General features: G+C 68.3%; 7 protein-coding genes and 1 tRNA gene. 3 read left to right on the plus strand and 5 right to left on the minus strand.

All coding sequences use genetic code 11. The features are described 5' to 3' along the window. Window positions 1-27: 27 nt before the first annotated feature. The 5 genes from ACN20X_RS13675 to ACN20X_RS13695 form a co-directional block, all read right to left on the minus strand. Entirely contained in the window at window positions 28-2,895 is a 2,868-nt protein-coding gene (locus ACN20X_RS13675; RefSeq protein WP_473210710.1) for an NfrA family protein, read from the minus strand. Beyond that, window positions 2,892-4,613 carry a glycosyl transferase family protein gene (locus tag ACN20X_RS13680; protein WP_074924255.1) on the minus strand — a complete coding sequence of 574 codons (1,722 nt, stop codon included), beginning with the start codon at window positions 4,611-4,613 and terminating at the stop codon, window positions 2,892-2,894. The genes ACN20X_RS13675 and ACN20X_RS13680 overlap by 4 nt, the downstream gene beginning before the upstream one ends. 42 nt (window positions 4,614-4,655) lie before the next feature. Then, entirely contained in the window at window positions 4,656-6,887 is a 2,232-nt protein-coding gene (locus tag ACN20X_RS13685; protein WP_473210711.1) for a hypothetical protein, read from the minus strand. Window positions 6,888-6,986: 99 nt separating this feature from the next. Beyond that, window positions 6,987-8,171, minus strand: coding sequence for a non-hydrolyzing UDP-N-acetylglucosamine 2-epimerase (wecB, locus tag ACN20X_RS13690; protein WP_016452411.1), 1,185 nt, complete (start codon window positions 8,169-8,171; stop codon window positions 6,987-6,989). 574 nt (window positions 8,172-8,745) lie between these two features. Further along, window positions 8,746-8,835 (minus strand) — tRNA-Ser (locus ACN20X_RS13695). A 590-nt stretch (window positions 8,836-9,425) separates the two neighbouring features. Between ACN20X_RS13695 and ACN20X_RS13700 the strand changes: the two genes are divergently transcribed. The 3 genes from ACN20X_RS13700 to ACN20X_RS13710 all read left to right on the plus strand — a co-directional run bounded on the left by ACN20X_RS13700 (window position 9,426) and on the right by ACN20X_RS13710 (window position 13,458). Next, complete coding sequence (locus tag ACN20X_RS13700; protein ID WP_227469616.1) at window positions 9,426-10,448, plus strand: hypothetical protein; 1,023 nt, start codon at window positions 9,426-9,428, stop codon at window positions 10,446-10,448. 45 nt (window positions 10,449-10,493) lie between these two features. Then, entirely contained in the window at window positions 10,494-11,594 is a 1,101-nt protein-coding gene (locus ACN20X_RS13705; protein ID WP_473210712.1) for a peptidoglycan-binding protein, read from the plus strand. Window positions 11,595-11,664: 70 nt separating this feature from the next. Next, on the plus strand, window positions 11,665-13,458 hold the full coding sequence (locus ACN20X_RS13710) for an SAM-dependent methyltransferase (protein ID WP_016452408.1): 1,794 nt from the start codon (window positions 11,665-11,667) through the stop codon (window positions 13,456-13,458). The last annotated feature ends 34 nt before the right edge of the window (window positions 13,459-13,492 follow it).

Genomic DNA, 13,492 nt, shown 5'->3' on the forward strand with positions numbered 1-13,492 from the left:
TGTGGTGGTGGCGGCGGGGCGGGGCTTTCAATAGGACAGCGTCAGCGTCATGAACAGGCCCTTGGCGCGGTCGGCCTGGCCGCCGCCGATGTTGAAGCGGTACTGCATGGACCAGTCCAGATAGGACTGGGCCGTGCTGTAGTGGCTTTCGCGGAACCATTGGCGCAGGCTGATGCCCACGCCGGCGCTGGCCGACCAGCTGCTGCCGTTGCCTTGCAGGGCCAGGGTCTGTCCCTGCTGGGCGGCCAATTGGGCTGCGGTGGGCGTGGCGCCAGGGGCGGCCTGCAGGGAACGCACTTGCACGCGGTTCCTCTGTTTGATCCAGTCGGCCGCGACCACGCCGAACGGGAAGATCACCAGGCCCTGGTTGATGCCGTCGGCGCGGAAGCTGCGCCCGATGCGGGCCTCGGTGGAGAAGAACCATTGCTCGCGCTTGTAGCGCCCCGAGCCGTCGCCCACCACGGCGCCATTGGTCTGGTCTGTCAGCGTGAAGCGCGAGGCCATGCTCTGGTTGGCATAGCCGGCCTGGCTGTAGCCTTCCATGGTGAACCAGCTGGAGCGGTCCGTGCGCCGGCCCGTGCCTTCGTAGAAGCCGTGGGTGACATAGGCCAGCCAGCCGCCCTGGCCCGCGCCCGCGCTGTACTTGGCCGAGATGGGATTGCCCAGTGCCGGGCCCGTGGGGTTGAGCGGATCGCGCCCGCTCATCAGGCAGCGCAGCTGGGGCGATTCAGGCGTGATGAAGCCCGAGCGCGTGGCGGAGCCGATGTTGAACTGGCGCTCTATGCCAAAGGTCAGCGCGTACTTGGTGGACGGCGTGAAGCGCATGCCCAGCGAGCCCGTGGTGGTGGGCAGGCCCGAGATGCCGCGGTTGTCGCCTGCCTGCACATTGATGGGCAGGCCCGTGCAGGGGTCGATGGCGCTTTGGCCCAGCGTGGTGCCGCCCCCGTCATGCAAGGTGCTGCCCAGCCGTCCGTAGACATCGAAGATGCGCGTCGATGAGTTGAGGAAGTTGGACGGGCGCCAGTAGGCCTCGGCCGTGCCGAAGACGGCGTCGCCGGCCTGGGTGAGGATGCCGTCCGAGAATGCACGCCCCGCCGGCCGCGCGCCCCGGTAGCCCAGGGAGACGATGGCGCCCCATTCGCGCGAGTAACCGGAGACGGCGCTGCGCGCGTTCTCGCGCTGGCCCGGCGTCAGCTTGGCGGTGCCGGCATCGTCCAGGTCGATGGCTTGCTTGAAGGTGCGCACGGCGCCCCGGCTGTCGCCGGTGCCGGCCAGGGCATAGCCCTCGTCCAGCATGGCGCCCGCAGGCGCCTCGCCCGTGGCGCGGGCGGCACGAAAATCCTGCAGCGCCTTGGCCGGCTCTTCCTGGCGCGAGTACAGGTAGCCGCGCTGCATCAGCAGCTGGGCGTCGTTGGGGGTGAGGGATAGGGACTTGTCCAGCCGCAGCAGGGCCTGGCCCTGCTGGTCGCGGTTGCCTGCGGCCAGCGTGGTGGTCAGCAGCTTTTGCAGCTGCTCGTTGTCGGGGTCCTGCTCCACGGCCGTTTGCGCATGTTCGATGGCGGCCTTGTAGTCCTGGCGCGCGTAGGCCGCATAGGCCTGGGCGCTGGGGCCGCCTGCGCCCTGGGCATCGGAGGGCTGCAGCTCGCAGACCGTTCCGTAGGGCGTGTCGCGGCAGTCCTGCAGCGGCGGCGGGTAGTCGGCCATGGCCAGGGTCTGCGAGGCACCGCGCGTATCGGCCACCATGGGCGTGTCGCGGCCCGGGCGCAGTCCATCGGCTTGCTTGAGGCGGCGGGCCACGGATTCATCCTGCGCCGGCATGGGCGCCAGCAGCGCGCGGGCGCGTGCCGCGTCGCCCGCAGCCAGGGCTGCGTCGGCCGCGATCAGGCGCAGGTTGGCCGATTGCTTTTCGTCCAGCCAGTCCTGCTTGAGCACGTCGTCGAAGTCCTCGTTGGCCAGCGTGGTCTTGCCCTGGCGCTGGCGTATGTAGCCGCGCATGCCCAGGGCGGCCGTGTCCTCGTTGTCCTGCGCCAGTGCCTCGTCGGCAGCCTTTTCCGCGTCGGGCAGCTGCTCGGCCAGCATGAGCGAGGTGATCAGCAGCAAGCGGTGCGATGCCGTTCCCGGCGCCAGCGCCACGGCCTCGCGTGCAAAGGGCACGGCCTGCGCCGGGTTGTTGGCGATCAGCGCCTGGTAGGCCTTTTGCGCGGGCAGCACGGCCTGGCTGCGGCGCAGGGTCTGGCGCTTGGCCACCAGGTCGCTTTTGTTGGGTGGGTCCAGGGACAGGGCGGCATCTGCGGCCTCGATGGCGGCGCCCAGCTGGTCCTGGGCTTCCAGCGCACCAATCCACAGCAATGCCCATTGGCCTTGCGTGGGGTCCAGGCGAAAGGCCTGCTCGGCCTTGCGCGCGCTGTCTGCGTAGTTCCTGGCGTTGTAGTCGGCGTAGGCCTCGGTGGCGATGGGAAAGGCCTTGTTGTAGGCCTCGGAGGCCGTGGCCGCGCCGCCACCTGCGGCGGCCCCGCCTGCCGCAGCGGCGCGCACATTCGTCTCGGCCTGCTGCAGCGTGGCCTCGTCCAGCCCGGCGGCGCGGGCCGAGGCGATGGCCTTGAGCGCTTCCTCGTTCTTGCCCTGCCTTTGCAGCGAGTAGATCAGCAGCATGCGCAGGCGCAACAGGTCGGGACGCAGCTGTATGGCCGATGCGGCGGCGCTGGCGGCCCGCGCAAAGCGGCCGGCCTGGTAGTGGGCATAGGCCTGGTTGGCCAGCTGCCATGCGCGGCCCCTGAGCGGCGCCTCGGCCTTGACGGCTGCTGCGGCCTGCGGCCAGGCCGGCGGCGCGTTCCAGCCGGCGCCCAGCAGGGCGGCCAGGGTGAGTGGGCGAACGAGGGGTGCGAGACGCTTCATATGCCGGCCCTTGGTGTGCTTGGATTGCCTGTTGCGGCCAAGCCGGGATGTGCCGGGGGATCGGTGGGCTCCCCCTGCTGGAAGCTGATGGCCTCGCGCAGCGTGGCCTCGTCGAGCCAGCCTTGCTCCATGAGGATGGCGCCCAGCGGGCGGCGTTCGCGCCGCTGGATCTCCAGCGCGCTGGCCAGCCGGGTTTCGTCGATGGCCTGCCAGGACAGCAGCAGCTCGCCCAGGCGCTGGCGCTGGTGCACCAACTGGTCTGTGGAGGGGAAGTCGTGCATGGTCTTGTCCCAGGCCAGGCGCTTGCCCGTGACCAGGTGGACGATGAACAGCTTCCAGGCGCGCGCCGCTGCCATGGCATTGATGAAGTTGCCGATCACCATGCGCGGGACGGACAGCAAGGCGTGCTCCCAGCCGTACAGGCGCGAGACGAACCATGCGCGTTGCACCACGCGCAGCAGCAGGGCGACGACGTTGACGCTCATCAGCGTCACCAGCCAGCCATTGGGGGCGAACAGGGAGGGGTAGTAGACCGTCCACCAGCCCATGTGGTCGGCCAGCAGGAAGACCAGGAAGTTCAGCAGCAGCAGATAGGCCAGGATGGCCACGAAGGAGGTCACCAGCCCCTTGCGGTCGCGGAACAGCAGGTACTTGGTGGACAGCGGCCCGGCCCAGCCGACCTGGCTCCAGCCCTGCAGGCCGATGCCCAGCGTCCAGCGCGCCTTTTGCCGGTAGGCGGTCTTGAAGGTGTTGGGAAAGAACTCGCGTATGCCCAGCGGCATGGTGAGGGTGGACACCTTTTCCTTGCCCAGGCCGAACAGCGGCTTGCGCCGTATCACGTAGTCCACGGGGAATTTGCCGAAGATTTGCTTCATGCCCCGGCGCGCCAGCCGCGCGCCGATGTCGTAGTCCTCGGTCAGCGTGTCGGTGTTGAAGGGCTGGTTATGGGTCTCGGCGGCCAGTTCCTCCATCGCCTTGCGCGAAAAGCAGGTGCCCACGCCGGCCGAGGGCACCATGTGCGACATGCTCTCGCGCACCACCAGGTCCTTGGTGTGCCATTCGGCGAATTCGTCCATGTAGGTGCCGGCCACCAGTTCGTACCACTCGCGCTCCAGCGAGGTCACGGGCAGCTGGATGAAGTCCATGCGCGGCAGCAGGTAGTTGTAGTACTTGAGTTCCAGCGGGTGCAGCACGTCTTCGCTGTCGTGCAGGATCAGGCCGGCAAAGGGCTCGGGCTGCAGCGTGTTCTGCTGGAAGATGGCCTGCACGATCCAGTTGAGGCAGTCGGCCTTGCAGGTGGGGCCGTCATGCGGCACCTCCACGCGGACCAGCTGGCGGTAGCGCCGGCGCATGCGCTCCACCTCGTTCTTGGTGCGCTCGTCGTTGCGGTAGGTGCCCACGAAGATCATGTAGTTCTTGTAGTCCAGCGTGCCCACCATGCTCTCGAGCATGGGCGCGATCACGTCGTACTCCAGCCAGGCCGGCACCATGATGGCCAGCGGCTTTTCCTCGACCTCCTGCAACTGCTGTGCCTTGAGCGGCTGGTAGCGGCGCTTGACGGTCAGCGCGCGCCAGGCCTCGCGCACCCAGTACCAGGCATCGATGAACAGGTCATCGATGCTGGACAGCAGGATGATGACGGCCACCACGGCGCTGGTGATCTCCAGCGCGTGGTAGTAGTCGGCCACCAGGTAGGGCCAGTAGAGGGAAGAGATCATGGTGATCGCCTCATGCCGTCGTCATCGTGGCTCGGGCCCGGCTCAGTGCCTGGGCTGCTTGCTGCGCGCCACCGCCCAGGCCAGCAGCACCAGCAGCACCACCACGACCAGCGCAATGGCGATGCCGGGCACGCTCCAGGACAGGAAGTTGCGCCATTCGTGGAAGGCGCCTTCGCGCGGACCGGACGGAATGCCGGCATCGGGGTTGCTGCTGTCGACCCAGGCCAGAGGGCCGTCACCGCCGATCACGGCGATGTTGCCGCGATTGAGCAGGAAGGGCTCGCCCAGGCCGCCAGTCCACTCGCCGATGGCACGCCACAGCACGCCCTGCTGGCCGCCGGCAGTGACCACTTCGGCCGAGGACAGCTGTTTCAGCCCCTTGATGTCCAGCCAGTCCAGCGACTTGCCGCGAATGCGCAGCTGCTGACCGTCCGTGACCGTCACCAGGGGCTTGGCGCCGTCCACCGGCACCTCCATGGCCACGAAGGGCATGGAAGGCTTGGCGGGCGCATCGGCCTGGGCCACGACCAGCTCGGCCTGCGAGGCCGACAGGCCGCTGGCTGCTGCCAGGTTGGCCATGCGCTCCAGCGCGGCCGGCGCGGCCGACAGGTAGCTGGCAGGCACCAGCAGCTGCGACCTGGCGCCCAGCAGGGGCAGCAGGCCGATGAAGCTGCCGTTGGGCTCGGCCTTGCCGGGCGTCACATAGCTGATGGCCGGCAGCACGCTGGCGGGATAGGGCTGGGGAATCTCGTTGCAGTCGGCCGAGTAGGGCTGGCGCTGCACCGACACGCGCAAGGTGTTGTTGATGCCCAGCGCGTAGCCGGGCACGCGGGCGCGCAGGCGCTCGGGCTGGCCGTTGGCGTCCAGCTGGCGGGCCGACAGCAGCATGCCGTTCCAGAACAGCGTGGCCACGGGGCGCGTGGCCGAGGCGCCGGGGGCTGCGGCCACGTACAGCGTGATCTCGCCCGGCATCCGGCCCTGCGAGGCGACGGCGCTCAGCGGGAAGTTCATCGTCCACTCGCCGCGCGACAGCACGTCGAAGCTGTCGGGACTGCCGCCCAGGCTGGACAGGCGGATGCCCTTGGCCTCGTCCCATTGCGGGGGCTGGGCCGCAGCCACCGTCACGTTGTCGCTGACCAGCAGGCGCTGCAGGGCGGCCTCCTGCAGGCCGGCCACGCGCGCACCCGCATCGGAGGCCACGGCCAGCACCATCTGGCGGCCCATGGGCAAGGCACGCAGTTGCTGCGAGGCCAGCGCCTCGCTGGCCAGCGGCGCGCGGCGGGCACGCCATTGCTGCAGCGCCTGGCCCGCATCGGGGTCGGTCGCCAGCTGGGCCTGCAGGGCTGCGAAGGCGGCGGTCAGGCGCTGCTGCAGTGCCTTGTCGGCCACCACGATGTCGCCGCTGACCTGGGCGGCCCCCAGCATGAGCAGCGCGCCCAGTTCGGCGTCACTGGCCAGCTTGTGCTGGGGCTCGGCGCCCCGCAGCGCGGCAAAGGCGGGCACGCCGGCCAGGGCGGCGGGAACCTCCAGGCCGCGCAGGTCGATCACCTCGCCCACGGCAGGAAGGGCCCGTACCTGCATGCGCCTGTTGTTGCGCTGCAGGCTGGCGCCGATGCGCCAGGCGCTGTCGAACGAGGCCTGCTCCAGCTGCCTGCCTGACACCAGCACGGTGGTGCGCACGGGCAGGGTGTTCCAGACATCCTCGATGGTGCGCACATCGCGCGGGTCCACGCGGTAGCTCAGGCGTGTCTGCGGCGAGATGGTCAGCGAGTTGGCGAGGGAGTGGTTTTCGTCGCAGCGCTGCTGGCTGTTGTTGCGGTTGCGCCAGTTCACGCCCAGGCGCACGAAGTCGCTGGCGCGCGCAGGCTGGGCCACGGGCAGGTTGCGCTGCAGCGTGCCTTCGCCGTCCGGCACGGTCTGGGATACGGCCGGCGTACCGTTGAGCGAGATCACCACGGTCGAGGTCCCCGGCTCTCCCTTCAGGTAGCGGCCATCGAAGGCGATGCTGGCATCGCCCAGAGGCAGGCCGCGCGGCACGGGCAGGTAGAAGTCCTGGGTGGCCGTGCCGGCCAGCACGACCGGGTCGACAATGCCCAGCTCCTTGAGCGTGACGCTGCGCTGCAGCCCGTCGCTGGCGCCCAGCTGCCGTATGGCGTCACCCAGCGCCGAGGCGGACGCCGTCTGGGCGAACAGGGCGCCCAGGCCCAGCAGCGAACCCAGCGCCCAGCGGGCCCCGGTGCGGGAAAACGAATGGCGGTGGATGGTCGGTTGCATGGGGGGCCTCTTTTTCACTTCGGTGCTCGGTTCGTGACGCGATTCGTGACACGTTCAGTTGCTGCAGGGCGGCTGCCGTTGCGTTGGGACTGGCGGCCTTCAGGCCGGCGCCAGGCCCTTGCCCATGGTGGCGAGGATGCCTGCCGGTCCGGCGGCAAACTCCTCGAAGGGCTGTCCCAGCAAGGCCCGTACGATGCGCTGCGAGGCCCGTCCGTCGCCATAGGGATTGATGCGGCGCGCGAACGAGGCGCGGTGACCTTCATCGGTCAGCAGGCGGTTCACCTCGGCCACGATGCGCGCGCGCTGCGTGCCCACCAGCAGCACGGTGCCGGCCGATACGGCCTCGGGCCGCTCGGTCACATCGCGCATCACCAGCACGGGCTTGCCCAGGTAGGGTGCTTCCTCCTGCACGCCGCCGGAATCGGTCAGGATGATGCGGGCCCGCTGCATGAACCAGACGAAGTCCACATAGTCCAGCGGATCGATGAGGCGGATGTTGTCCATGCCGCCCAGCGTACGCATGACCACCTCGCGCACGGCAGGATTGAAGTGCACCGGGTAGACGATGAGCAGGTCCGGATGGCGCCGCGCCAGCTCGGCCAGCGCGGCGCAGATGTTCTGGAAGCCTTCGCCGAAGTTCTCGCGCCGGTGGCCCGTGACCAGCAGCAGCGGGCGCTGCGCGTCCACCCAGGGATGGCGCCCGGCAATGTCGCGGGCGAGCTCGGGCCGGGCATCGAGCCGGTCGCACAGCGTGGCCAGCGCATCGATGACGGTATTGCCGGTCACGGCGATGCGGCCCTGCAGGTTCTCGCGCAGCAGGTTGGCACGCGACGTGGGCGTGGGCGCGAACATCCACTGGCTGACCACATCGACCACGCGGCGGTTCATTTCCTCGGGAAAGGGCTGGGCCAGATCCCCCGTGCGCAGGCCGGCTTCCACATGGCCCACGGGAATGCGCCGGTGAAATGCTGCCAGCGCACAGGCCGTGGCCGTGCTGGTGTCGCCGTGCACGAGCACGTAGTCGGGCTTTTCCTGCTCCAGCACGCCGTCGGCGCCCGCCACCACGCGGGAGAACAGGCCGTTGAGTGTCTGGCTGGGTTGCATGACGGCCAGGTCGTGCCGGGCCTGCAGGCCGAACAGCTCCATCACCTGGTCCAGCATCTGGCGATGCTGACCCGTCACGCACACCACGCTTTCGATGCCGCGCGTCTGCGACAGGGCCGTCACCAGCGGCGCCATCTTGATGGCCTCGGGACGGGTCCCGAAAAACGAAAGAATTTTCATGCCAACCCCTTTGCGTCTTCTTGTGCTCTTCGCTCCTGCTTTGTTCTGGTGCTCCGCGCCCGGAGAGCGGGGGCCGTCTCAGCCCGAGGGCGGGCCGGGCAGGCTGCAAGGCGGTGTGGAATATACGTCGGGTTTTTGGCTTTTTCGATCGGCTTGGCGTCTCTGATTGAAAACTATCGTCAATTGAGTGAAATTGACGGAAATTAAGAGGACTTGAAGGGATTTTGTGACATTGCTTTCCATTTGGAACCTCCGTCGGATCTCTCACCCTGCAAGCCTCTTGCGGCTGGGCCTGAATGCTTGTTCGCGCCGCGCTGCGGTTGCACAAAGCTGCGCGCCTGGGTGCTTTGTTGCAGCTAGTACATCACTGAAACAAGGCTGTGCCTGTCGGACACCTGCGTATTGCATGCCCAGGCAGGGGTCTGCGCAAGGCTTGAGGGGCAGGTGCAGCCTGTGACTTTCCCTGATGCGCTGACGGCCTGTCGGGTGGATGCGGCGCGAGGCAGGGCCCGGGCCGAATGCAGGCCCGGAAACGAAAACGGGCCCCGTGTAGGGGCCCGTTTTGCTGGGTGTATGGCGGAGAGGGCGGGATTCGAACCCGCGGTGGGGATTAGCCCACACACGCTTTCCAGGCGTGCGACTTAAACCGCTCATCCACCTCTCCGAAGCCCTCGATTGTAGCAGTGATTTCGGGCGTCCACGGTAAGAAACTGGTGCCGGCTGCGCTGGCCCGTGCGGCGATGGTTGCCCCACTCAGGGCCTGCAGTGCAACCGTGGCAATGCCGGGTGTTGCCTGTCCGGGCGCGGACAGGCGGGTAGTGACGGCAGGCAATACCGTGACATGGGACGGATTTGCGATGGGTTCAATGCATGCGCCTGGTGTCATCCACTGATTTTCAGGGTGGAAAATGTAATGGAGTTCGTGTAAATGGAAGGTGCCGGAATGCGGTGTGAATCTCCGGTGCGGCCCGTCCATCTGTGGCGACATTTTTCATGTGTACAAGATGGTATTTTCATTGCCCATCTGTGTTGGTGCAAGCTATTGATATTGTTGATGTTTCTTGAAAAAACACCGCCAATGAATCGGTATTTGCACGGGGTCCGGGAGGCATTGCGGGGGACGAATTTCCTTCATGCGGCGTTGGATGCATTTTGCAACAGACATCGAATGGGAGCTTGTGGAAAATGCCTGCGCCGATGAAATGCAGCAGTAACGGATTTCCGTCTGGCAAATCATAGGAACTCGCTATCACCATGGCTTTCCACTCAATGCGCGCCGATTCTTCATTTCGCCAGACGCCGGTATTGCCCGCACTGGCCTTCGGGCTTGTGGCGCTGCTGGGTACGACGGCGTTCGCTGCCGGGCTGCAGCGGCAGGTGCTGGAAAGCCTGCCGTCCGGCACGGCCAAGGGGGCGCCTGCCTATGAGTTGTCCCTGCCTGCCTGCACGGCGTCGGCCTGTCCCTTTGAACTGAGGCTGGTGCGTGCCGGTATGGAGCAAGGCAAGCCAGCGGCGCTGGCCTGGCCTGCTTCAAGAGGGCAGGCCCAGCTGGCGCCATCCGATCCGCTGTACGGCGTGGGAGATCCCTTGTCCGAGGCCGCGCAGCGCACGCGCGTCTGGACGACCGGCGAGGAAGAAGGCACGGTCACCGCTGCGGCGCGGACCTTGCGCCTGCCCGGCGTGCAAGGAGGGGCGCGCGCCTTGCTGGTCACGCAGATGGGCGGCTTCGACCATCCCAAGCGCCGCCATGCGCTCTATGTCGCCACGGCCCAGGGACCGCATCTGGCCTGGCAGTACGAAGAGCCTCCAGGCAGCTACCAAAGCTGGGTGCTGGTGCCCACGGGCCGGATCCCGGTACTGCTGGTGCGCTATGACTCACCGCAGGACGACGCCCCCGACCAGATCGAGACCCGCAGCCTGCGCTGGAACGCAGGCCGGCAGGCGTTTGCCGAACAGGCATCGGCGCCGCCGGCTGCTGTGCAGGCCGTGGTGGCTGCGCGCTATGCCGGCGTGGCCGCCGCGCGTGCGGCGCGCGCGCAGCAGGCCGACTGCCTGGGAGGCTATGCCGTGGTGCTCACACGCCCCGCAGGAGCTGCGCCGCATCACGCCCTGGTGCAGGTGGCCGCGGATATGGCACAGGCGCATGCCGAATCGCTGCGGCTGCGTGCCTGCTCGGCCAGGCTGCAGCCGCGCACGGTGCCTTTGGCGCATCTGCTGCCGAAGGCGGAACAGGCGCCCGGCCGGAAACCTGACCGCAAGACCGATCCCGCCCGCTGAGCCCGAGCAGCGCGTGACACCGACAACCGCAAAGAGGGAAGACACATGCCAGACATCAAGGACAGCGTAGGCGAGGGCGGCAGCAACCAGGTCCATGACGTGGCCCTGCTGCAGGCCATGCTGCGCGTGGTGAAGGACGCCAAGAATGCACCCTATCTGGGCGTGGACTACGACGGCAGCTACGGCGCGCAGACGCGCGCCGCGCTGGAGCGTTTCCAGAACGACCACAAGCTGGCGGCGGCCAAGGCCGCGCCCGGCCAGCCGCAGGCCGGTGGCGCGAAGGAGGCACTGGGCCTGGCGGCAGCCGGTGGCGCCACGGTGGCCAAGCTCAGCGCCATGCTGCCCGCATCGCACCAGAACATGCGCTCCGCGAACAACTCCAAGACGGTGTATATCGAGGCCAAGGCCCAGGATGCGGCCACCAGCAAGGCCGCCATTGCCAACGATGCGGAGTACGAGCCCACCTTTCGCGCCAAGCTGGCCAGCCTGGTGCAGCAGATGTACGACACGCACAAGATCGCGCTGTGGATCACGCCCACCGGCCGCCGCCGCACCTTTGCCCGGCAGGCGGCAGAGACCCAGACCAAGGCCGGCCCCGGCGAGAGCAACCACAACTTCGGCCGGGCGGCCGACATCGGCTTCAAGCGCTTCCAGTGGGTCAAGGGCGACGGCAGCATCGTCACCGATGCCGACTGGCTCAACCAGCTGCATACCGCCAAAGCGGCCGATGCCGCGCGCTGGTGGGATGAGCGCGACCGCCTGGCCGCCAAGCAGGGCCTGCTGCCGCTGAAGTTCGAGCGCGTGCACCTGCAGGCCTTCGCCCAGGAAGGCGTGAGCAACCAGCGCTCGCTGGCCAAGCTGCTCAATGCCGTTTCGCAGAACAACATGCGCTGGAAATCCGCCTACCAGGCCGACCTGCAGTCCCAGGGCAAGCACTGGGTCACCGTGGGTTCGGCCAAGTCCATCTGGGCCGGAACGGCCTCCGTGACCAAGGCCGATCTGGCCAAGGCCCGCACCCTGGCCACGGGCAAGCAGGTGAAGGAAACGCAGATCACCCAGGACGAGGTGGCCGCCATGCGCCGCATGCTCAAGGCCGATTTCGAGCAGGCCGACCTGAACTGGTCCAAGTGGGCACACGTGCCCTGAGCCCGGCCGGACGTCTGCCGCCCGCCGCGCGGGCAGGCGCCACTGCCGTGCATCTCCCGGAGAAAGCATCTTGAGAACCGACTATTCGAAGGGCGAGGCCGCGCTGCGCGTGCCCTTGCCCATGCCCGTTTCCCTGTCCCTTTCCGCCTCTGCCGGTGCGCCCACCGGGCCGCCCGCTGCGGTCCGTGCGCCGCAGGACGTGCTGTCCGGTGTGCGCGTCGCCTCGCAACTGCTGCAGGACTTTCGGCCCATCACCGAAAGCATCGAGTGGGAGCTGGGCCATCTGCATTGGGCGCAGGCGGGCCTGTTGACCTTTGCCGAGAACGAGGTGCCCTACGTGGTCAACAACAGCGGCCGTCTCTCCGAAGATGCGGCGGCCCTGCTGTTCCATCACTGCGCGGACACGGCGCCGCAGGGCACGATTGCCGTGCTGGAGCTGGGCGCGGGCTGCGGCCTGTTCGCGCGCATGTTCCTGCAGGCCTTCCGGCACCTGTGCCAGCAGGAAGGGCGTGATTTCGACCAGCGGCTGGTCTGCTACGTGACAGACGGCTCGCCGCGCACCGTTGCGCAGTGGCACGAGCGCGGCCTGTTTGCCGAGTTTGGCGGCCAGGTCGTGGCAGGCTGCTGCGACGCCATGCACCCCGAGGCCGTTCGGCTGCACGACGGCAGCACGGTGCCGCTGCCGCCGCTGCATGCCGTGTTCTGCAACTACGTGCTGGATGTGCTGCCCGCCACCGTCGTGCGGCGCCAGAATGGCGGGCCGGTGCAGGAGCTGCGCATACGCACCCGCCTGACGGACGATGCCCAGCTCGTGCGCCACTACACCGCGCTGTCGCCGCATGAGATCCGCGCCCTGGTGGATCACGCGGATGCGGCCGAGCGCGCGCGCCTGCTGCCCCTGGTGGGCCTGTTCGAGCAGGAGACGGGATTTTTCGACTGCGGCGACGCGGCACTGTCGCCCTGGGTGGATGCCGCCCTGTCCGTCAGCCAGGACGCGACACGCCTGCTGGTCAACCACGGCGCCTTCGGCGCGCTGCAGACGCTGCAGCAGCGGCTGGCGCCCAAGGGCCTGGTGCTCATCAACGACTACGGCGCCTGCACGCCCGAGGCGGCGGCCCAGTCGGGTGCCTCCCAGCGCTTTGGCCGCACCAGCGCCATCGGCCTGAACTTCCCGCTGCTGGCGCAATTGTTTGGGCGCGAGGGCTGGCAGGTGCTGGCGCCTCCGGGCGATGCGCAAAGGGCCATCCATGCGCGGCTGCTGATCGGCGAGGGATGCGAGCGCACGGCGGCCGCCTTTCTCAACCGCTTCAGCGCCGACGCGCAGCAGTTCTTCGAGGCCCCGGCCCATGAGGCCCGCACGCACCTGGAGTCGGGCCGGCAGGACGCCGCGCTGGAAAGCTACCGCCAGGCCATCACCCGCAGCCCGCGCGACTGGCGCCTGCTGGGCGAGGTGGCGGAGTTCGTGGGCCTGCAGCTGCGGGACTTTGCGGCAGGCGTCGAGCTGGCGCGCAGCGCGCTGGAGCTCAACCCCTGGCTCAGCACCTGGCTGTGGAACGTGCTGGGCGACTGCCTGTTCTGCCAGGAGCAGTTTGCTGCCGCGCATGACGCCTACCTGCAGGCCGAGCGCATAGACCCGCGCGATGCCCGCACCCAGCTCAACCTGGCCTACACCTGGCAGCAGTGCGGCGACCCGGGGCGCGCGCTGGCCTGCATCGCCCAGGGCCTGGCGGGAGATGCCCATGGCGTGCACACGCAGCGCCTGATGGAAAAGCAGCAGCAGATCCTGGCGCAGATCGCAGCCCTGCGTGCCTCGCAGCAGCAGCGGCTGGCGCAGCGCGCGGCGCGTCTGCAGGCCGGGGCATAGGCCGGGGCATAGGCTGGCAGGCCCGCCAACGGCC

Source organism: Delftia sp. PX-1, assembly GCF_055797465.1.

Excerpts from the sequence above, each read along its gene's own strand:
- ACN20X_RS13680 (WP_074924255.1), bottom strand. The coding sequence starts at position 4,613 with ATGATCTCTTCCCTCTACTGGCCCTACCTGGTGGCCGACTACTACCAC.
- ACN20X_RS13700 (WP_227469616.1), top strand. The coding sequence starts at position 9,426 with ATGGCTTTCCACTCAATGCGCGCCGATTCTTCATTTCGCCAGACGCCG.
- wecB (WP_016452411.1), bottom strand. The coding sequence starts at position 8,171 with ATGAAAATTCTTTCGTTTTTCGGGACCCGTCCCGAGGCCATCAAGATG.
- ACN20X_RS13675 (WP_473210710.1), bottom strand. The coding sequence starts at position 2,895 with ATGAAGCGTCTCGCACCCCTCGTTCGCCCACTCACCCTGGCCGCCCTG.
- ACN20X_RS13705 (WP_473210712.1), top strand. The coding sequence starts at position 10,494 with ATGCCAGACATCAAGGACAGCGTAGGCGAGGGCGGCAGCAACCAGGTC.
- ACN20X_RS13685 (WP_473210711.1), bottom strand. The coding sequence starts at position 6,887 with ATGCAACCGACCATCCACCGCCATTCGTTTTCCCGCACCGGGGCCCGC.